At 33.3% G+C, this 21561-nt stretch carries 16 protein-coding genes and 4 pseudogenes; 10 read left to right on the top strand and 10 right to left on the bottom strand.

The window, feature by feature from the left end:
- Positions 1–7 precede the first annotated feature (7 nt).
- The gene (locus MTO68_RS04070; RefSeq protein ID WP_244015148.1) at positions 8–1744 is read left to right on the top strand and encodes an ABC transporter ATP-binding protein; all 1737 of its coding nucleotides are present in this window, start codon (positions 8–10) and stop codon (positions 1742–1744) included.
- A gap of 217 nt (positions 1745–1961) precedes the next feature.
- Here MTO68_RS04070 and MTO68_RS04075 read toward each other — a convergent pair whose 3' ends face one another.
- The 4 genes and pseudogenes from MTO68_RS04075 to MTO68_RS04090 form a co-directional block, all read right to left on the bottom strand.
- Positions 1962–2396, bottom strand: coding sequence for a hypothetical protein (locus MTO68_RS04075; RefSeq protein ID WP_081407351.1), 435 nt, complete (start codon positions 2394–2396; stop codon positions 1962–1964).
- Between the two features lie 548 nt (positions 2397–2944).
- Positions 2945–3790 (bottom strand): annotated as a pseudogene (gene rluB, locus MTO68_RS04080) (23S rRNA pseudouridine(2605) synthase RluB); the annotation flags it as partial.
- A 41-nt stretch (positions 3791–3831) separates the two neighbouring features.
- Complete coding sequence (scpB, locus tag MTO68_RS04085; RefSeq protein WP_004722881.1) at positions 3832–4422, bottom strand: SMC-Scp complex subunit ScpB; 591 nt, start codon at positions 4420–4422, stop codon at positions 3832–3834.
- On the bottom strand, positions 4419–5210 hold the full coding sequence (locus tag MTO68_RS04090) for a ScpA family protein (RefSeq protein ID WP_244015150.1): 792 nt from the start codon (positions 5208–5210) through the stop codon (positions 4419–4421). The genes scpB and MTO68_RS04090 overlap by 4 nt, the downstream gene beginning before the upstream one ends.
- A 1078-nt stretch (positions 5211–6288) precedes the next feature.
- Between MTO68_RS04090 and MTO68_RS04095 the strand changes: the two genes are divergently transcribed.
- The 7 genes and pseudogenes from MTO68_RS04095 (at position 6289) to MTO68_RS04125 (ending at position 13213) form a co-directional block, all read left to right on the top strand.
- Complete coding sequence (locus MTO68_RS04095; protein ID WP_034610135.1) at positions 6289–7266, top strand: DUF1852 domain-containing protein; 978 nt, start codon at positions 6289–6291, stop codon at positions 7264–7266.
- 28 nt (positions 7267–7294) lie between these two features.
- Entirely contained in the window at positions 7295–8323 is a 1029-nt protein-coding gene (locus MTO68_RS04100; protein WP_244015152.1) for a methionine synthase, read from the top strand.
- A gap of 195 nt (positions 8324–8518) precedes the next feature.
- Complete coding sequence (locus MTO68_RS04105) at positions 8519–9010, top strand: flavin reductase (protein ID WP_244015154.1); 492 nt, start codon at positions 8519–8521, stop codon at positions 9008–9010.
- A 642-nt stretch (positions 9011–9652) separates the two neighbouring features.
- Entirely contained in the window at positions 9653–10207 is a 555-nt protein-coding gene (locus MTO68_RS04110) for a TetR/AcrR family transcriptional regulator (RefSeq protein ID WP_004819270.1), read from the top strand.
- Positions 10208–10390: 183 nt separating this feature from the next.
- A pseudogene (locus MTO68_RS04115) lies at positions 10391–10502 on the top strand (XRE family transcriptional regulator); the annotation flags it as partial.
- Between the two features lie 321 nt (positions 10503–10823).
- A complete protein-coding gene (locus MTO68_RS04120; protein ID WP_244015156.1) occupies positions 10824–11717 on the top strand; it encodes a hypothetical protein in 894 nt (297 codons plus the stop codon).
- A gap of 5 nt (positions 11718–11722) precedes the next feature.
- Positions 11723–13213, top strand: coding sequence for a hypothetical protein (locus tag MTO68_RS04125; RefSeq protein WP_004819274.1), 1491 nt, complete (start codon positions 11723–11725; stop codon positions 13211–13213).
- A gap of 195 nt (positions 13214–13408) precedes the next feature.
- Here MTO68_RS04125 and MTO68_RS04130 read toward each other — a convergent pair whose 3' ends face one another.
- The 6 genes and pseudogenes from MTO68_RS04130 to MTO68_RS23140 form a co-directional block, all read right to left on the bottom strand.
- Entirely contained in the window at positions 13409–15238 is a 1830-nt protein-coding gene (locus MTO68_RS04130) for a hypothetical protein (protein WP_244015157.1), read from the bottom strand.
- Between the two features lie 108 nt (positions 15239–15346).
- Positions 15347–15739 (bottom strand): annotated as a pseudogene (locus MTO68_RS04135) (transposase family protein); the annotation flags it as partial.
- Between the two features lie 37 nt (positions 15740–15776).
- Positions 15777–16181 carry a transposase family protein gene (locus MTO68_RS04140; protein ID WP_008942454.1) on the bottom strand — a complete coding sequence of 135 codons (405 nt, stop codon included), beginning with the start codon at positions 16179–16181 and terminating at the stop codon, positions 15777–15779.
- Between the two features lie 72 nt (positions 16182–16253).
- On the bottom strand, positions 16254–18092 hold the full coding sequence (locus MTO68_RS04145; RefSeq protein ID WP_244015159.1) for a hypothetical protein: 1839 nt from the start codon (positions 18090–18092) through the stop codon (positions 16254–16256).
- Positions 18093–18198: 106 nt separating this feature from the next.
- Complete coding sequence (locus MTO68_RS04150; RefSeq protein ID WP_244015161.1) at positions 18199–18906, bottom strand: hypothetical protein; 708 nt, start codon at positions 18904–18906, stop codon at positions 18199–18201.
- 222 nt (positions 18907–19128) lie between these two features.
- Positions 19129–19792, bottom strand: a pseudogene (locus MTO68_RS23140) (IS3 family transposase); the annotation flags it as partial.
- 564 nt (positions 19793–20356) lie between these two features.
- Here MTO68_RS23140 and MTO68_RS04165 point away from each other — a divergent pair.
- Positions 20357–21124 (top strand): hypothetical protein, encoded by a 768-nt coding sequence (locus tag MTO68_RS04165; RefSeq protein WP_004819286.1) that lies wholly within the window; start codon positions 20357–20359, stop codon positions 21122–21124.
- Positions 21125–21166: 42 nt separating this feature from the next.
- Positions 21167–21547 carry a hypothetical protein gene (locus MTO68_RS04170; protein WP_004819288.1) on the top strand — a complete coding sequence of 127 codons (381 nt, stop codon included), beginning with the start codon at positions 21167–21169 and terminating at the stop codon, positions 21545–21547.
- The last annotated feature ends 14 nt before the right edge of the window (positions 21548–21561 follow it).

Consider the following 21561-nt stretch of genomic DNA (forward strand, 5'->3'; position numbering starts at 1 on the left):
CTTAAAGATGTCAGAACAACAAGCGACACCTCCTGTGCTACTCAGTGTTGAAAATCTGAGTGTGAGTTTTAAGGGTGAAAATAAGCAATTTATTGAAACCGTAAAAGGTATTTCATTTCAGATTCCTGCCAATACCACCGTGGCCTTGGTTGGGGAATCTGGCAGTGGCAAATCAGTAACTTCATTGGCAACCATGGGTTTATTACCCAAAGGCCAATCCCGTATTGCTGAAAACAGTAAAATTATTTTTGAAGGCAAAGATTTACTCAGTTTAAGCAGTAAACAAATGCGTGCAATATGTGGTAAAGACATTGCTATGATTTTTCAGGAACCAATGTCGTCACTTAATCCTGTGTTTACAGTGGGTGATCAAATTGCTGAAATTATGCGTATTCATTTAAATATGGGGCGTAAACAAGCACGACAACGCACTTTAGAATTACTCACTGAAGTGGGGATTCCATCCCCTGAAAGCAAGATTGATGCTTACCCCAGTCAACTGTCTGGTGGTCAACAGCAACGGGTCATGATTGCCATGGCAATCGCCTGTGAACCGAAATTACTGATTGCCGATGAACCGACTACTGCATTAGATGTCACCATCCAAAAACAAATATTAGATTTGTTGGAGACTTTACGTAAGCGCCGTCAAATGTCGATGTTGTTTATTACCCATGACTTGGCATTGGTGAGTGAAATTGCCGATGAAGTGATTGTGATGCGTCATGGTGAAATTCGTGAACAAGGTTTAGCAAAAGCTGTTTTAGAACAGCCACAAGATGCCTATACCAAAGCATTATTATTATGCCGTCCGCAACTTTCGTATCGTCCATATCGCTTACCGGTCATTAGTGATTTTATGCAAGCTCAAGACGCACCTGTGACTGAGGTGGTGAGTTTGCCTGAGGTGGATTTTGCGGAGCGTAAGCGCGGCCTTGTTGGCGGTGAAGAAATTATTTTAGAGGTGCGTGATTTAAAAAAATCATTTTTTAGTCGTAAAGGGCTATTTGGCAAAGATGAATTTCAGGCAGTCAAAGGGGCGTCTTTTCAACTGGCGAAAGGTAAGACTTTAGGGCTCGTCGGGGAGTCTGGCTCAGGTAAAACCACCATTGGTTTATTGTTGATGCGTTTACAACAAGCTTCTGGCGGCCAAGCTTTATTTCAAGGTAAAGATATTTTGGCAATGTCTGAAAAAGAGTTTGCCCAGTATCAACGTAAGATTCAGATTATCTTTCAGAATCCTTATGCCTCACTTAATCCGCGTTTTACCGTGGGGCAAATTTTGATGGAACCGATGCAAGTTCATAAAATTGGTGCAAATGATACTGAACGTAAAAAGATGGCTTTAGAATTACTGGAAAGAGTAAGCTTACCTGCACAAGCCTTTGATCGTTATCCGCATGAGTTTTCTGGGGGACAACGTCAACGTATTGCAATAGCACGCTGTTTAACTTTAAAACCTGAAATTTTAATCTGTGATGAATCCGTCTCAGCACTTGATGTATCGGTTCAAGCACAAGTCCTGAACTTACTTCAAGATCTGCAAGATGAATTTGGCTTAAGTTATATTTTTATCTCACATGATTTGTCTGTGGTGAAATATATTTCGGATCAAATTATGGTGATGAACCATGGTGATATTGTTGAAATTGCTAATTCGGATGAGTTGTACCAGTCACCACAGCATGACTATACCAAACGCTTATTGAGTTCAATTCCACAAGGAAGCAGACAGGTGATTTAGATTTTTGCTATGTGAGAGCTGCTGGATTTAGTTGCTGCCAGTCCGTTAAGGATTTTAAATCTTCCTCCTTGCGAAGTTGATACTTCTCACCTTTGAAAAAGGAGGGGGTTTTACTAAAGTTAATTAATTTAGTCTCAGCTAGCTCTCCCTCTTTTTCTAACAGGGAGAGCTACTGTTGTAGTGGCGTAAGGAGTATTTTTATTGATATATAACACGATTAAACTGATGCGTTTTGTTTAGGATAAATATACTTGCGATAGATAGGCATAAGAATAGGCAATAATAAAAAATGAAATAGGCTGGTTGCACAACTGATTAGAATAAAAGTGATTATATCAGGTGGTGAGTAAATCAGTATTATTACACCATAGACTGGAATAACAATCGGTAAGATTGAACAGACTGTATAGCTAAGAAATGGTCTACGAATGGCAGTTTCTGAGCAAAGTAAATAGGCATAGCTCCACATCCATAGGCCATAAATTGAGCATAAAATGACAACCTGAAAAAGTGGGTAACCATAATCCTGTGGTTTCTTTCTAAGAAAATTGATCAGATACTCTGAATAAAACAGCCCTTGATATGCTATCGATATAGACGCAATAAACCAGATAAGAAATAAGGGAATGAGGATCAGGTATTTTTTATTCATCTTGTTATTACCATATTAAGATCATATTGCTTAAAGGGTTTTGCACTGTTTTGTTTACAACACAAGCTGAGGCATAGCCTACAGTAATATATTTAAACCTTAATGCATGATGTAGCGCATAGTTTAAACGAAAAAAAGCCACTATTTAAAAATAGTGGCTTTTGCTCTTTAAGTCTATTTAGAACTTAGAACTTTTTAAAACCTTTTGTCACAACAAACGGTTTTTTCTTTTCAGGTTGTTCACTACGTTCTTGGCGATCTGAACGATCTAGACGCTCATTTGGATTATAGCGGCCTTCTGAACGATTACGGTTTTGTTGATTGCCATAACGGTTTTCTGAACGGTTGCTATTAAAACTATTACCACGGTTGTCAGCACGGTCATTGTTGTAGCTGTTGCCACCAGAACGTGCTTTATTAAAGCGATTTTCAGAGCGTTCATTGCGATTGTCAGTACGATTTTCAGTGCGGTTTTGACCATATTGGTTTGCACTTGGCTGAGCATCACGACGATCATTTTGATGGTTGTGAGCTTCTTCACCTTCGCTATCACGACGTTGTTGACGCAAGAATCCACCACGACGCGCAGCCATAGGTTTGTCTTGCATACGTTCAGTACGACGTTTTGCCATACCAAATAAACCTGTGCCTTGACGTGGTTTAAGTTCAACAGCTTTGGTTAAATTATCGATATCAGTTTTATCAAGTTCCATCCAACGACCTGTACGAAGTTCACGAGGCAAAATCACAGTACCGTAACGAGTACGGAGCAAGCGACTTACTTTTAGACCTTGTGATTCAAAAATACGGCGAACCTCACGGTTACGACCTTCTTTTACAACGACTTGGTACCAGCGATTGATCCCTTCACCACCAATTTCAGAGAAAGATTCAAATTTTGCTGGACCATCATCTAAAACAACGCCATTTGTCATGTTGTTTTTGAGTTGAGGCGTTACTTCACCCATGACTCGAACTGCATATTCACGTTCGATTTCATTTGAGGGATGCATTAAACGATTGGCAAGTTCACCATCATTTGTAAAAAGTAATAAACCTGTTGAGTTGATATCTAGACGACCCACCATCACCCAACGGTCATTGGAAATCGGGGGTAAGTGATCAAACACAGTCGGGCGAGATTCTGGATCATTACGAGAACAGATTTCACCTTCAGGTTTGTAGTAAATCAAGACACGACGACGAATTTCGTCTTCAATTTGGAACTGAACTTTACGACCATCGATGCGAAGCTCATCACCTGGTTCAATACGTTCGCCCACTTGAGCAACCTGCCCATTGACACTTACACGACCAGCGGCAATGACCTCTTCCATATAACGGCGAGAGCCCAAACCCACTCGTGCGAGTACCTTTTGCAATTTTTCACTCATGACAGCATAACCTTAGAAATAATCATCAACAGTGCACCTATTTAAGACTTGGCAGCTTGCGCATCCAAAATCATAAAAGCTTCCTTGGCATCCTGTAGGGGAGGCAATTGATCTAAAGACACTAGACCAAAAGCATTTAAAAATTGTGGCGTTGTCACTAACAACGCGGGTCTACCTGGGAGTTCTCGGTAACCAGATTCTTTAATCCAGTTCCAATCAAACAAAGTCCTGAGTATTTGACTATTATTTGTAACCCCTCGTATTTGCTCAATATCAGCACGGGTTACTGGCTGATGATAAGCGATCACTGCAACTGTTTCTAACAGTGACGGCGATAATCGAGTTGGTCGATCTGGCCAAACTTGCGCAATCACATTGCGGTATTTTGCCCGCACTTGAAAACGATAACCTTGGGCTGTTTCGACAAGTTCGATTGAACGACCATGTTGTAACACAGACAATTGCTGTAAATACTGTTGCAACTGTTGTTTAGAATACTGATTTTGAAATGCTTCTTTTAAGCGAGCAAGCGATACAGGGGCATCACTTGCAAAAATAATCGCTTCAAGTTGCATCAGAACTTCGTGATGTAATTCATCAACATTAAAGGCATTATTTTGATCAATGGTCATGCCGTTGCTCCTTGAATTGCAAGCGGGGCCTCAACACCAGAAGAAATAATTTGGACTTTTTGCTGACGGGTCAGCTCCAAGATTGCCATAAATGTAACCACCATGCCCATTCGACCTTGGTTTGGCTTGAGTAATTCTTGGAAACTGAGAACTTCTCCAGATTCAATCATATATTCGATATAAGCAATGCGTTCTTCAAGTAATACAGGTTCTTGTTCAATCTTATGGGTTATGGGTTCAGGGCGGTTAAAAATGCAATACAAGGCATCTTTTAACATCTCAACGTCATAACCTTCATACACTTTTGGAATATGACCAATCGCAACATGGGTCGCAAAAGTATCTCGGTCTAAAACAGGCATCTGGCCTAAACGTTCAGCTGCTTTTTTAATCCGTAAATAGGTCTCTAAGCGATCGATTAATTCCTGTTTTGGATCTTTTTCAATATGAATGGTTTTTGGTTTTGGCAATAACAAGCGAGATTTTAAATCTGCCAATAATGCTGCCATCACCATATAGTCAGCGGTTAACTCGATATTTAACGATTTCATACCGTCCATATAAGACAAGTATTGTGTTGCAATCGGGGCAATATCTAACTGTAAAAGATCGAAACCATTTTTTTGAATCAGATAAATTAAAAAGTCGAGTGGTCCTTCGAAATGTTCAAGCAGAATTTCGAATGCAGCAGGAGGAATATATAAATCCTCTGGAATTTCTTCTTGCCATTCATCCAATACACGGATGTTGGAAATGGATTCCATAGGATACTGAGTTGCTTGAGTCATTACAGTTTATTAGCCACGCGAATTTTCAAAGGCATGTTTTATTCGTGTTACCACTCAATAGGTACAATAGGAGAGGGTGGTGACGAATTACAAAAAGATATTTGGCTTATTTTAATGGAAAAGTTAAGAGGAATACATTGTTTAATTATAAAAACCATAAAAAAACCTGAAAATAAATAGGGAATATTTCGTTTTGTGATGGTTTAAATCGACTAAGCTACTCATTTTTATTATAAATTTTTATATATTTTCAAGAAAAAATTTATCCATATTTTAATCGCATAATGTGAGGTGGATCAACTTTATATGCTGGGTGGGTTTGAATTGTTAGATTTTTTTACCTTCAATCTATTCTTTGCAAAATGATACTGACTCTATTATTGCATGCTTAAAATTATAATTTTGTCCAAAATATTATGATGTTATTTAGTTGATTTTGGATATAACTGGATGGCGTATAAACATCTCAGCGAAATCGTTTAAGACTATAAATATGAAAAAAATTAGTGATGAATGAGTAAATAATTTTGTTTTCAAATATATGCGGATTTTAAGTTATTAAAATCTTTGAATAGGTGACTTTTACCCAACAGCCTCACAATAAAAAAGTTAAATGATCAATCTAAATAAATACTTTCGATCTTCATTTCTTCTCAATTTCCTAAGCCAAGTAAAAAGCCCAATAGCAACCAACACAATAAGATGCAACACATTGGCAATCAGATCAGTTTGTTTATATACACTTTTAACAGCATTTTTGATTACTCATCTATTGAGTTTTGATCAAACATCCAAGCCTCACAATCCATTTATTCATGTTACTCATTCCTAAACATGAATTTGGTTCACTTTTTTGTGAAATTATATCATTTTTATTCATGTACGGATTGCGGTATAAATTACACCAAGCGCTTCACGATAGACAAGATTATCGTTGATTCTGAATTGAGTGACCAGATACAAGTCAGAAAATACGGGAAATACTATTGGCTGGATAGATCCAAAGATAAATTGGATGGTTCAGAAAGAGCATGAAAAAAATTCAGGTTTATTTCAGAAATTAGGGTATCAGATCATCATGAGTAAAGATTTTACATTTACGATTAAGAGCATTAGTTTCGACGAAAACTATCATCCCTCTAATAATACGCGTATCACAACCAACTTTGCCAATTTAGCAAGAGGTGAGAGTCGCCATGACAATTTGCGCAATACCCTAACGATGATTGACAATCGTTTTAATGCATTAGCGCATTGGGATAATCCTGAAGCAGATCGTTATTCTGTTGAGCTAGAAATCATTTCAGTTGATATTGATATCGAAGGCAACGGTGAGACGTTTCCTACGATTGAAATATTGAAAACCAATATTGTTGATCACAAAAATAATCAACGTATTGAAGGTATTGTGGGCAACAATTTTTCTTCTTATGTGCGTGATTATGATTTTAGTGTATTGCTGTTAGAACATAATAAAAATAAAGATCAATTTAGCCTGCCAGAAAACTATGGTGAGCTTCATGGGAAGATTTTCAACGCATTTGTAAATTCAAATGCGTATAAAGAAAACTTTAAAAAATCACCTGTGATTTGTCTTAGTGTTTCAAGTAGCAAGGTGTATCACCGTACTGCAAATGTGCATCCAGTATTGGGTGTGGAATATCTACAAGATGAATACTCATTAACAGATGAATACTTCGGAAAAATGGGTTTGCAGGTTCGCTATTTTATGCCGCCAAATAGTGTTGCGCCTTTGGCATTTTACTTCCGCGGTGATTTGCTGAGTGATTACACTAACCTTGAGTTGATCGGTACCATCAGCACCATGGAAACCTTCCAAAAGATTTACCGACCTGAGATTTACAATGCAAATTCTGTGGCAGGTAAATCTTACCAACCAAGTTTAAAACATCAGGATTATTCACTTACTCGTATTGTGTATGACCGAGAAGAGCGTGGTCAGTTGGCGATTAAGCAAGGCAAATTTACTGAAGAGCAGTTCATCAAGCCATACAAACATATCCTTGAGCAGTGGTCTGCAAATTACGTTGCTTAATTTACCTAGATAGACAAGATTATTGATTATGAAAATATTATTACCGACTTCAACTGCTGGCAGCCTACCAAAACCTTCTTGGCTTGCTGAGCCTGAAAAACTTTGGTCACCTTGGAAATTACAAGATGAGCAATTAATTGAAGGCAAACAAGATGCTTTACGCTTGTCATTGCAAGAGCAACAACACGCTGGGATCGATATTGTCAGTGATGGTGAACAAACGCGCCAACACTTTGTCACCACGTTTATTGAACATCTGAATGGTGTTGATTTTGAGAAACGTGAGACTGTACGCATTCGTAATCGCTATGATGCAAGCGTACCAACTGTTGTCGGTGCGGTGTCTCGTCAAAAGCCTGTTTTTGTTGATGATGCCAAGTTTTTACGTCAACAAACCAATCAGCCGATTAAATGGGCGTTGCCTGGTCCAATGACGATGATTGATACGCTGTATGATGCGCATTATAAAAGCCGTGAAAAACTTGCTTGGGAATTTGCCAAAATCCTCAATGAAGAAGCCAAAGAGTTAGAAGCTGCGGGTGTGGATATTATCCAATTTGATGAACCTGCATTTAATGTGTTTTTTGATGAAGTCAACGACTGGGGTGTTGCGACTTTAGAAAGAGCGCTTGAAGGGCTTAAATGTGAAACTGCGGTGCATATTTGCTATGGCTATGGCATCAAAGCCAATACAGATTGGAAAAAGACTTTAGGTTCAGAATGGCGTCAATATGAAGAAGCATTCCCTAAACTTCAACAATCTAAAATTGATATCGTTTCTTTAGAATGCCAAAACTCTCGCGTGCCAATGGATCTGATCGAATTGATCCGTGGTAAGAAAGTAATGGTTGGTGCTATTGATGTGGCAACCAATACCATTGAAACAGCAGATGAAGTTGCCAACACATTACGAAAAGCACTTCAGTTTGTAGATGCAGATAAGCTTTATCCATCGACTAACTGTGGTATGGCTCCTTTATCTCGTGAAGTTGCAAGAGGCAAACTCAATGCTTTAAGTGCTGGCGCAGAAATCGTTCGTAAAGAACTTAGCCGCTAGTATTCAACGATATTGTGGTGTAAAAAGGGTGACCTGTTTGGGTGAATGGATATCCAAGACTCAACGGGAAACCCTAATCACAATTTAGAGAACATCAGTTCTACTGAGAAACTCATCCAGATGCAGTGCCTACATGACGGAATAGCAGGGTAATGCTAAATCTAAAAAAGTACGGTTCAATTTAGGAACAATGAAATGATTGAAGCAATAGACTTTAGAAATGCAATGTCTTTGTTGACCAGTGCAGTCAGTGTCATTACCACGACAGGTTTGTCTGGTCGTTACGGATTTACTGCGTCTGCCGTATGTAGTGTGACGGATTCACCTCCGACTTTATTGGTTTGTATGAATAAAGCGGCAAGTTCTCATGCACATTTTGTTGAAAATAAAATTTTAACTGTAAATGTTTTAAGCGCACATCATCAGCATATTTCTAAAGCGTTTTCGTCTAAATTAAGCCCAGAAGAACGATTTAAACATGGCGTTTGGACGGAATTAGAAACTGGCGCACCGGTTTTAGATGATGCTTTGGTGAATTTTGATTGTGAGATTGAGCAAATTCAAGAAGTTGGAACACATACGATTTTTATTTGTCGTATCGTGGCGATTCAACAAAGTGAACATGATCAAAGCTTGGTTTATTTTAATCGTTCTTATCATCATGTTGGGCAGACTGAAGTTGCTTAAAGCCAGTTTGGTTTTTGGTTTACGCCTTATGCCATGGCTAAAAATAATAAGGCGTGTTGATCGGTTGAATTGATCAAATACGCTGGTTTAATATAATCATAATCAATTATTTAATTGATTGAAAAATAATAATAATTTTAATGTTTTGCACAAAATCCGACATTGACACCCGAAAATTCTCCGATTATTCTTTGCTGGCTGGCCTACATTGCCAGTCGGTTTTGACAGACCGTTTTTCGACTGCATCAGAATTATTCCATCTGAGGGATAGTTTTGCATGTAAACTTCTCGTCCCCTCTCGTTGCGGTAGGGCGGGAGAGGGACACCTTCGGGTGTGCTGGGGTCGAACCAGTCTGTCAACCTTCTTTCGTTCTGCCACCATAATTTTTATACATTGGCAGAATTTTGAATTGTTCAGGAGTTGGCCATGTATTTTATTCGTACACCTTCAGATTAGTGTTTAGCACGGTTTAACAGCCTTTGGGCTTTTAGGCATTGGCTGGTTATACCTAAAAAAATATCAACAATAAAACTTGAGATACACTCTGGTTACCTTTTGAAGCCTTTGATGCTTCTTTGCTTATAACAAGATCGAGAGTGGTTTTATCTCATTAAAACAAAAAATATTTATAGGGAAGATATATGTCAAATTTAGATATTTCATTTCGAGCTTTAAGGGTACTCGACACCTCCCGAAGACTCTTTAACCTATACGGTTTTCATCATGTTGGGGTAAACCGTATTATTGAGTCTGCCAGAATTCCCAAAGCCACGTTTTATAAATACTTTTATTCTAAAGAACGTTTGATTGAAATGAGTTTAACCTTTCAAAAAGATGCACTGAAAGAAGAAGTATTTACGATGATCTATAGACAGAAAGACTTTACTGTTTATGAAAAGCTTAAGCATATTTTCTTTTTACATGCCAATCTGGAAGGGTTTTATCATCTACCGTTTAAGGCTATTTTTGAAATTGAAAAGCACTATCCCAATGCTTATCAAATCGTAGTTGAATACCGAAGCTGGTTGATTGATGAAATTTATAAACTGCTTTTAACCAGCAATGTGAATGCCTCAAAACAAGATGCACATATGTTCTTGTTTGTGATTGATGGGGCAATGGTTCAGCTTCAAGGTGAAAATAGTGTGGATGATCGGGAGAGGTTGGTGGGGTGTTTTTTGGATGGGTTGGGGTAAGGTTGTTTGGGGGGAGATATATCGTTGTTTATGGTTGATAGGGGGTATTTTGGAAGCTCAATTGAGCTTTTATCATTATTTTATTTGAGGCTATACCAAGAAAATTAAATGATTTAAATTCTAGTATTGCTCGGCTTTATTTTTAATAAAATTGTGGTATCAAGACTTTGAACTCCGCGAGTCAAAAATGTGACTCAGGTTGAGTTTGCAAGACGTTTGAATAAACCATAATTCTTATGTGTTCAAAGTTGAAATTTTGGAAAGACGACTTGATGTTATTGAGGTGATAGATTGATTAAAAGTTCTTAGCGAAGAAATATCAGTCTTTCTGTGTTGACTCTTTTAAATTATTATAAAAGGTTAGATTCTTAATTTTTATTTCCCTGCTGTAGGCGACAAATTATGTCGAATACTTTTATTAATCTATAGACTCTATATAGATACTTGATATTATTGTAATAGGTTAACTTTTTCTCAATTTTGGAAGAATTATGATAGATATAAAAAATTTTTGTATGCATACAATTGACATAGAGAATGAAGTTTTTTAAGAAAAAGTTTTACTTCTGAAAAAAAAGATTTTAGTTCGTATTTAAATACATTGATTGAAGAAATATTGCGTAATGAAAAAGGCAGAGCTTATAGTTTTCTTAGTGATACTGAAGAGGTTTTTTCTTGTATAAATGAAATCTTAAAGGGGGGAGACTGGGAACATTTTTCAGAAAAAATTGCTGATAAATTAAATCGTTGTGAATTGGATAAACAGAAAAAGGTTTCAGGAATTGCTACATTAAAAAGAGGGAATTTCATTCAAGTTATAGGGAAAAAAGGGGATAGAATTGTATGCGTTTTAACTAAAGTTGAAAATGACCCATATATTAATGAAGATAGTCTTGATTTATCTTCTGGATTACCAATTAAGAAAAATAGAGTGCAAAAATCTTGTTATATTGAGTTTGATGAAAACTTGTTAATTGTAGAAATGATTTTATCAGATAGTATTCCTAAAATTTCAGAATATTGGTATTCTTCTTTTTTAGCTTCGGCACCAGTTACAGAGTCTCAAGAAAATACAAAGAAAGCGTATCTAGCAATTGATGATCTATTGAAAAGAAAAATTAAAAAAACTTCAGATACAGATTATTGGTATTTAAGAAATGATCTAAATTCTTATTTTGCAAATAAAGATGCTTTTGTATTTGATGAAGTTATTGAAATATTTAATTCTTATAAAGCTGAAAGTAAGGAAACAAGTGATACCTTGCCAAGCTTTATTGAAGAGCTCAAAGAATTACCTAAAAAGAAAAAATTTGATACTCAATTTGACTTAGATACAAAAGATATCTCAACTAGGCTTAGACGTAAGATAATATTGGATTCCAACATTGAGTTAAGACTTACAGGTGGTATTGAAGACATCAAAAAGAAAATTAAACCAGGTAAAGATGAAGAAGGAGAGTTCATAAAAATATATTCCAAAGAAGGTTATAATGCTTTTAAAAACGAGTAATTAAAATGAATTTTATAGAAAAAATAATTTCAGAAAACTTCAGTGATTTTGATAAATTAGATGCATCTGAAAATTTTATTACTTATAAATCCAATTTTAAAATCAATGAACCTCTAATTGATGAAGAACTTTTTAAGAATGCTTTAATTAAAATTCATAAAATTTTATATAAGGAGTTTTATAAGAAATTTAATTACGCTAAACTAATTTGTAAAATTGGACTTAATAATCCAATTTCAATATCATTAAATGATTCTGTGTTATCTGCTCTAAATATAACAGAAATTAAAGATAGTTTTTTTAGTTTTGATAATTCAACTGATGATATTGAATTTGAATTTGATATATCAAAAGAAAAAGCTAAAACTAATTATATTCTATCTCTTGATTGTTTCTTTGATTATATAAATTCATTAAATTATGAAGAGGCATTAATTAAGTGGAGTTTTATTTCTTATAATGATAATCCTGTTTCTTTCCTATTTTGGGAAGAATGTAATAATTTTCACTCTAAAACAATAAATTTTTATCATATAAAGGAATCATTCTTAAGTAATAAAGAGTGCTTTGATCGAGAAAAATATATTTCTAAAAGAGATAAAATTTCTTATTTTAAGAACAATAAAGAAATTAATTTATTACCTTTAGATTTTGCTTTTAATGAAAAAATCCCATCTCAATATAAAGATTATTTTGAAAAATTAGAATTGATTTTATTGTCAGCATATTTGGCAGATAGCTCTGAAATTGATGGAGATTTTTTAAGCTATAGATTAAAAGGATACAAGCTAATTTCAGAAAAGGTCAATATTGATGAAATAAGTACGAAATCTTTGGATGAGTTATATAGCATATTTATATGGACTTATAATGATGGTAATTTTATTGATAAAATCGGCTTGGCTCGAAATATTATAACTATTCATTCAAATGATAACTCTATATTTAGTGTGGAGGCAGGAACTTTAAATTCTTTATCTTCAGGTTACGATATCTACTTAAAAGATAATGTGAAACAATATATTGAAATTAAAAATAAGTTGTCAGAATTTATTGTAGCTCAATCAGATAAGTCTATAGAAATTACAAAAAATATGTATGCAGGTCTTAAGCTAACTTTATGGACCTTGATAACATTTTTTATGGTGAATTTCATTTCTAAAATATTTAAACTGGATAATAGTACACTATTTTTTTCTGATCAGGCATTCGCTATTTCAATTGTTTTCATTGTTATTTCTTTTATATATTTACTTATTTCTTGGTTTGAAGTTAATTCAGACATTAACAATATGGAAGAGCGTTTTAACCTAATTGAACAAAGATATAAAGATTTGTTAAATGAAAAAGATTTAGAAAAAGCCTTAAAAAAGGATGCTGTTTTTAATCAACAATCTAAATGGATAAAAGAAAAGAGACGTATGTATACTTTTTTTTGGTGCTTTATTAATTTAATATTTTTTATTACTGCTTGGGCATTTTGGTATCATTTTTAATTGTGTAGAAAGCTAATTAGCAATCAAATTACGAAAAAAAATCCGATATTAAATCGTTTTTTTTTCAATGACAACTGATGTATCGCGTGACGGTAAGCGTCATGCGACACATTGTTTGCATTTCTGGTTTATTAACTTCAATCACTTAGATATTGTTGCGACGCATAATGATATTGATTAGCGACACAACCAATGTCAATTTTTAATTTTCATGTTTAATAAGAAATGATAGAAAATCGTTTCTTTATCTCCTCTCATTCTTGTCTCAATTCCGACCCACATATTTTCTGTAGTCTCAGAAAGTTGTTTCAATGGAGAAATAGTTTGTTGAAATCCAGTATGAGATCTATTATCAATATAATTTATGTATTTACTAACTAACTGATCGAAATGAACAACATTACAATAAGCCATTATAAAGACTTGGTCTAATGACTCTTCATCATAAGAATGAATTTTATCAATATGTCCATCGATTACACCTTTTGTAAGCCCAAATAGACGGAATGCCTCAAAAATAGCTATACGTCTGTTTCTTGAGTCAGTAATAAATCCATCTATTTCTCCTGGTGACAATCCATTTGATGATTGACCCCCCCGTTTTTGATCACGAAAACCTATGCGAGCTTCAGCCATACGTTTATCAAATAAAGAAGTAAACCAATCATTTATTAAATCTTCTTCAGAAATTTGTAGATTTAATGCTTTATCATGAAGTTGTAGATTCTTTTTTCTCAATAGCAATTCACTACAAATCTCAACGAAAATATTTTTTAAAAATTCATGTGGTTGAGTTCTTGGAGAGATGATAGAAACATAGGTGTTGAATTCAGATGAGACGATCTCGGCATAATGTTTAGAGAGTTGAGCTGGAGTCCTTTGATTAGACTCAAATGCGTATTCTATTATTTGAGAGGCGGCCATCTTATTACTTGAATCAAGTAGTTCTTTCATTAAATCATCAATTTTAAGCTCCTTTATGTCTAATTTATTTAATTGACAATACTGATTAAGAAGCTGCTGTGCGATTAATGGCTTATTTCTATTAATTAAGGATTGACAATATAAGTATAAAATATTTTCAAAATTTTGTTGATGAAGACTAAGCTGTGTCCAAAAGTAATCAATATCACCATCATTTTTTAATAGGGCGTACGATTCTAGAATTTTATTAATCCAGTTAATACTTAAATCAGCAGGATGGGTGTTACTGTGCTCTGTTAAGCAAACTTTTAAAATATGATCTAGATTTTCAGATTTTCCTGTTTTATTAGATAAAGATATATTGCTATCTAATAGCAGAAGTAGATGATGAGAACTTTGAGTTTCTTTGTATAAGGCTTCAATAATATCTCTAGATTGTTGTGGATTACTATCAATATAGCTTGCTGCAATCAGATATCTTCTAAATTGCTCACATTCTTTATTATGAGCTATATTTATGTTGGATCTATGATCATTTTCTATAGAAGGAATTTCAATTAGATAAACATGTTCCTGAAATTCTTCAGGATCACTGTTTGATTTTTCCAGTAAATTCAATAATTTCCACTTGTAATTGTAGCTTGACCATTTTTTCTTAATTTCGATTGCGAATTTGTGCTTCGGATTATTAAACCGCGGCTGAGATAAAATTGAATTAACTTCGTTTAAAATTTTTTCTCTAATATCCTTATCAGATGGTCGCCATGCTGATACAAAAGCCTCTTCTAATTTATCTAATGATAGATTTTCATTAATGGGCATTCTATTCTTTATTTCTTCGTGATATAAGTGATTTCTTGAGATTATGATATTGTTCTCAATTAGTGTATATAATTGATTTAAAGGAATTATTTTTAAAGTATCTTCAAAGAAATAATCAAGTTTATTATCGTCAACAATGTTAATATAAATGCAAAATTGTGTCCAAATATCATATGTATATTCTCCAGAATGGTATTTTGTATCCATTATAGGGAGGAAATCTTCATCATTTGTAAAACCCATTAAATTTATAATTTTTATTATTCTTTTTTGAGCCATATCAGACTCTAAGCTTTGGTTAATTTTCATTAGTACTTGTAGGTATTGTCTAATATTTCTAGCAATATCAAAATATTCATTAGACTTCCTTCATAAATCATTTTTCAATCAATTTAATTGTTTATCTTTCACCCAATCTAAATTGTATATGCCAGCAAGTAAATTAAACCGCAGGTTTAATCTTTTACGACGATTTCTATATACACAAGATAAAATCTTAAAACATTTCATCCTTCCAAATACATGCTCTACTTGAATTCGTCTACGACCAATCTCTCTATTTAACTTTTTTAATTCAGAATCTAATTTTTCAGTTTTCTTTGCTTTAGATGGCATGAGGCATCCAAAACCCAATTTTTTTATCCCTAAATACCCCTTATCAACGATAAAAAAGGGCTTAAATTTTAATTTCCTCATACTTTTTTTAAATATTTTAAAATCATGCATGCTTCCATGACTTCCACATACACTCAGTATTTCACCTGTTGTATAGTGCATAGATAGCTGAAATTTAAAGGTATGTCGCTTTTTTTTACCGCTATACCATTTCTTCTGTTTTTTTTGGACGTTGAACTAATATTTCAGTTGCATCAATCACAACAACTTCCCAATCCACTTCATCTCGATTAGGAAGTTGTTTTGGCAAGTTAAATTTTCCAGAACGGATTAAGGTATCTTCAATAACACGTGTGATACGAATTGCACTCGTTTCAGATACACCGTAACTCATACCAAGATGGAAAAATGTTCGATATTCTCTCCAATATTCTATACATAAGAGCAAGCGATCTTCCAACGGTAATTTATGCGGTCGTCCTTTACCAATATGACGAGGTAAATGCTTATTTAGCTCGGCCAACATGAGGTTAAATGTAGCCCAACTAACACCGGTAAGCCTACGAAACTTAACGTCTGATAATTTTTGAATATCTTTGAATTTCATCCAAGGATTATCCCTTGAATTAAATAATTTTGCTGATTAATTTAAGATCAAATAAATTGTACGTTTTTTGATTTATGACGGAAGTCTATTTTTATTTGAATATTTTAGTAAATCTATCCAGTTTTTGTATTCTTTTGAAATGCCTAAGATAAATTGTAAATTATCACTAGAAACAAGTTTTCCCCAATTTAAATCGGATAAAAATTTTGATGGATGAATACTTTGATAAGGTTTTTTAAAAGCATATTCAAAATTTAACTTGTAGTAATTTAAAAGTTTTTCTAAGAATATTTGGTGATTTTCGATAGGTTGCCTATCTATCAACCAAAAACCTAAAGCATACCAATAATTTTTGAAGGTTAAATTATCTTCATCATCTTTTATTGATATAAAGTTTTCAAATGATGAACTAATCTCTAAAATTTGATTGTCGTTTAATTGAGATAAAAATATTTTTAGAATTTTGTATTCATCTTGGTCAGTATAATTTTTATTGTTTAAATGACATCTTTCTCCAAGAAAATTAATTACTTTTAAGAGATGTTTTCCAATACATTCATTTGGAAGACTTGAAAAATATTCATTACAAATTAATTTTTGATAACCACTACTAAAATAATTATTATAAGAATCAGAACTCTGATTGAAATTGTTTTCAAAAAAAGAATTTTGGATTAAATAATAGAAACCTACGTCACAAAATTCAGAATGAGAAATTAACCAAATTAAATAAGCAGTAGGACTATATCTAGGTATTGAAACAAATAGAATTGATCTTAGGATAGGGTGGGTCTTAGCAATTAAAAATAAATCATCAATAATCTGATAAGAATGTAAACTTCGACCATTTATGGTTATATTATCTTCTATAACTCCCCAAATTAGGCTTGTATAAAGATATTCAGGTTCTCTCCAGTGACGAGTAATATTCATATCACGTACGAATTGAAAATTTTCAGTGATATTAATGTTTTGAAGGTTATATTGATGGCTTAAATCGTCTATTGTAGGTTTTGGTAACTCCTGATTTTCTATCTTTTGGCTTCTATTATCAGAATTAATGTCAATACTTACATGTGTTGTAGTTTGCACTGGAGCAACAATTGAATAAAAACAATCTTCATTTACTGATTGTTTCTGAAGAACTTTTATTGGATGAGCTAAAGAAAGGTCATTTTTAATATATTTAATAAGTTCATTACAAAACTCAGAATAAAGACCATCCTCTAAAATATCTTTACTTGGGATGCATGCTCGATCTCCATTTGAACTAATGAAAAGAAGCCACTTTTTGAGAGCCATTTCAGGTTTTGCTATATTTCTTAATTCGCTCCAAAGATAAGTGATAACAAGTTCATTAAAATTTTGATTTCCAGGTGTTAAATATAAATATTCATCTTTGAGCGTAAGTGTAGTAAGAATATTAGTAATATCCATCCTTTTAAACTTTTCCCAAAAAAATAACTCGAGTTTGGCTTTACTACATTTCAATTGGGGCTGAGTATAACCGTTATGCCCCCATCTAATATCATTGAGAAGCTTAAGTGTTTGAACTAGAGGAACAACACTTTCATCAATTTTATTTAGTTGTATAGATTCATTAGCATGAATCTGACACCAATCAGCATAAAATGATAATAGCCCATGTTCTTCAAAAAATTCTAAGGGGATTGATACACCTTTAAATGGCTGATCACCATTTGAATTTGGCCATTCAAGGGTTCCATCAATCACAGCTGCAACATTATTTCTGCTTAAATCAGGTGTCGATAATTCTGAATTTGCTAAAAAGAGCGAAAGTGCTTGAGCATGAATATGATCCTGATATGTATAGGTTGTTTGTAAGCCTTTTGAAGAATAACCATTTAAAAGAGCTTCTAAATGTGGATAATTATCAGAGAATTTGTTCATAAAATAAGTAACTGTTACATTTTTAAAAATAGAACTAAGTAGGTAAAATTTATTTGCTCTTTCGAAGAAGAATATTCAATTTTATGATTTACTAATCATTTTCAATTCAATCTGTAATTTGTGAGTTCGTTTGATCCATTACTGATTCTGAAGGGGATGCAAGCTGTGTATCTAAAGTCGGTATTTCTTGGATTACCTTGTATTTTATTAGTTCTTGTAGAGTATAGATATCAAATACATTTTTAATCGATCTAATTACTATAAAGATGGATGCTAAAATAGATGAAATTACTATAGTGGAGAAAAGTGTTTTATTTTCAATTAATTGATTAATTATTGGTATGTATTTAGAAAAAAGAGAAGTCATAAGTGACGATTCTAAAAAAGTAGGAATCAGCATAATAAAAAATCCTAAAAATATGTTTCTAGCATTTTTCATTTCATCTTCATTCATTTGTTCTTTGCTTATTATTGATTCTACATTTGTTATATTCCCATCTAAATTACGGCTTATTCTCAATAATCTATTTTCTTGCTCAGTCATAAATTTATAATGATGGGAGTGTAGTTGAGCATATGGAAATCTTTTATTGAAATCTCTTAGACTCGTATCTGTGAATCCTGAACCTTTGGTAGCTTTATAAACTAATAGCTCTTTAATTTTCGAATCATATTCTTGTTTTTCCTGTGGATCACTTGTTTGCTCTTTCAAGTCTTTATATAGTTGAATATCTTTTTTTGTTTTTTGGAGGTAGGGCAACACAAGGGCTAATGATTTTTCTAAAATTTCAAAAGCATCTTTTACATTACTCATTAATTTTTCGATCCTTAAATAACTCATACATATGAGTGTTATTGTATGTATCATTAATTTTATAAGGTTATATAGCTAAAATCTCATTAAAAAGATATTTTTTTCTTTGAAATCCTCACTTTTAAATGTTTTTAATATCATAAGGTAACAGATACATCTTTTTTTAGATTGTGAATTTAACGGCTGGCATGATCAAGGTACTGGTGAACTGATTTCATTAGGCTTTGTATAACGATGTTTAGGTCGAATTAATAAGTTATTTTCTTTCAATATATTAAATAGCTTATCTCTTCCAATCTTTAATGCTTGAGCTAATAATTGAGGGGTGATTAACCAATATAATTTGCGCATACCAATACTTGGCATGAGATAACGATAACTCATCACTAAATCAAGAACTTGTTGAGTTTGATGTGCCCTAATTTGAGCTCGTTTTTCAGATTGATAGTAGGCTTGTCTTGAAATCTTAAGCCATTGGCATAAACGAGTGACACTTAATCGTCTTTTGCTTTTCCAATCTTCGAAACGTGCTCGATATACTTTTTTGGAAGTCAGTCCCACATTCTTTGTCTAGATGGTAGATGACATCTTCTACAAATTCAGTCTTCAATTTCTCTTCAGCCAATTGTTTTTCTAATTGACGGATTCTTTGTTGGGAAGTCAGCTGACGTTTAGATGATTTTGGCATGGTCTTTAAAATCCAATCTTGTTGTCCAAACTTACGAAGCCAGACAAGAACTGTTGATCTTCCTTGAATACCATATTTTGCTTGAACTTGCTTGTAAGTAAGTTGCCCTTTTTCAACTTCCTGAATAACCATCATTTTAAAGGCAAAAGAATAATCTCTCTGGGTACGTTTAACTCTTTGGCTTTGTTCATGTTCCATAAAATAAGTCTCCTATGAATAAACTTATTTCAGGACTAAACACCATTAAGTTGAAAAAAGGCTGCGAATTACAGCCTTTTTCATGTTGTCTATGACAACTTATGCGTCGCAAATGTCAACTCATGTGTCGCGTGACGGCGTGACCGTCATGCGACACATCCCATGTCATTATCGAATACATAAATTCAAAAACTTATAAATTCTTGTGACACATAATGGCATTGGAATGCGACACAACCTATGACATTTTACGAGAAAAACGACACATCTATTGTCATTTTATAATACATAGATATTAAAAATAATTCTGACTTTAAGACGCTTTAATGGTTTAGTTTAAGTTCATCATGTGATGGGCAGTGAACAACTTATGATATGAATTTAAACCACTAAAATTGAATAGGTATGATCCTTGTTATAAGTGTAACTTTTGTAGAATAAAATAATGTGAATTTGATCACAATATGTAGATTTATTTATTAGTTGTAATAAAAATGTATTTTTTTTGTTTAAAAGATACTGATATATTAAATTTATCTTAAAAACTTAATATTTATTACAAAAATGCAAATTAATTTTACTATAACTGATGATCAAAAGCATACAGAGACAGGCCCTATTCAGGTGGGGTGGTTTTTAACGGATGATAAGGCTTCAATTCTTTTTAAACCACCATATCGTATGCGATCACAATCCCAACAAAAGCATGCAAAATCTGCAAGTCGTTGTCCAGCTGTACTTCAACTAGAAAGTCGTTATTTTGTGATCAATTGCCCATTTGATTTTCACTTACGTTTTGAACGAGATAAAACAGGAAAACCAGCATTGGTAAATGTATTGGGTGATGCTTCACCTGTGCGCGCTAACAAATTACGAGAGTTGTTGGCGCTTGTAAATGAAAATGAATGGCGTACGCCTAATGTTCCGATTCTTCAACTAAAACTCCCTTATTGTTTTGTAGCGGATGAGGTGGTGTATATCACCCAGTTAGATGCTTTTGGGCATTACAGAAAACATTCTTTACCTGGGACGATTTTTGGTGGGCGTTTTCCAATTCATATATGGCCTAGACCATTAATGTGGGCTTTTGAGTGGCATGATACTTCTAAAGATTTAATTTTAAAACGGGGTGAGCCTTTGTTTTATTGTCAGTTTGATGGTTTTGATCCATCACGAACAGTGAAATTAGTTCAAGCGGAAAAGACATCTGAATTAATGCAGTATATGGAACAGATTTCAGGGGTGGTGAATTATATGAATCAGACTTTTTCGCTGTTTAGTGAGATGGATAAAGTGAGACCAGAAAAATTAATTACTATGAAATGGGATTAATAATTTATATATTCACACAATTTAAAAAGGCATTCTTATTTTATGGATAATATTAAACATTTTTTATTTTTATTTTTATTTATTATTATTTTGGTAAAACTAGTAGTATTGCCAGTTAATGAATTTTTTATTTTACCAAATTATCTTGAATATAAGGCTAAAAATATTAAAAATATTAAAAAAGGATATGCTTGCTATAAGGGTAAATATAAAACTAGAAGTGGTAATTATGTTTATGAGTATGTTGTAGATAATACAGGTATGACAAGTTTTTCAGGCCTAAAAGTTAGATTCCCATTTTTATATAAGAGAGGAGAGTTTTTTAAAAAAATAGAAAATAATAGTCAAAAATGTATTGATGTAAATTATGTTGAAATAAATTATTTTTTTATCAAAAAAAAATATATTTATGATTTTATTTAAAAATATAAAGGTGA

The organism is Acinetobacter sp. NyZ410 (assembly GCF_022828975.1).
GTDB classification, from domain to species: Bacteria; Pseudomonadota; Gammaproteobacteria; order Pseudomonadales; family Moraxellaceae; genus Acinetobacter; species Acinetobacter guillouiae.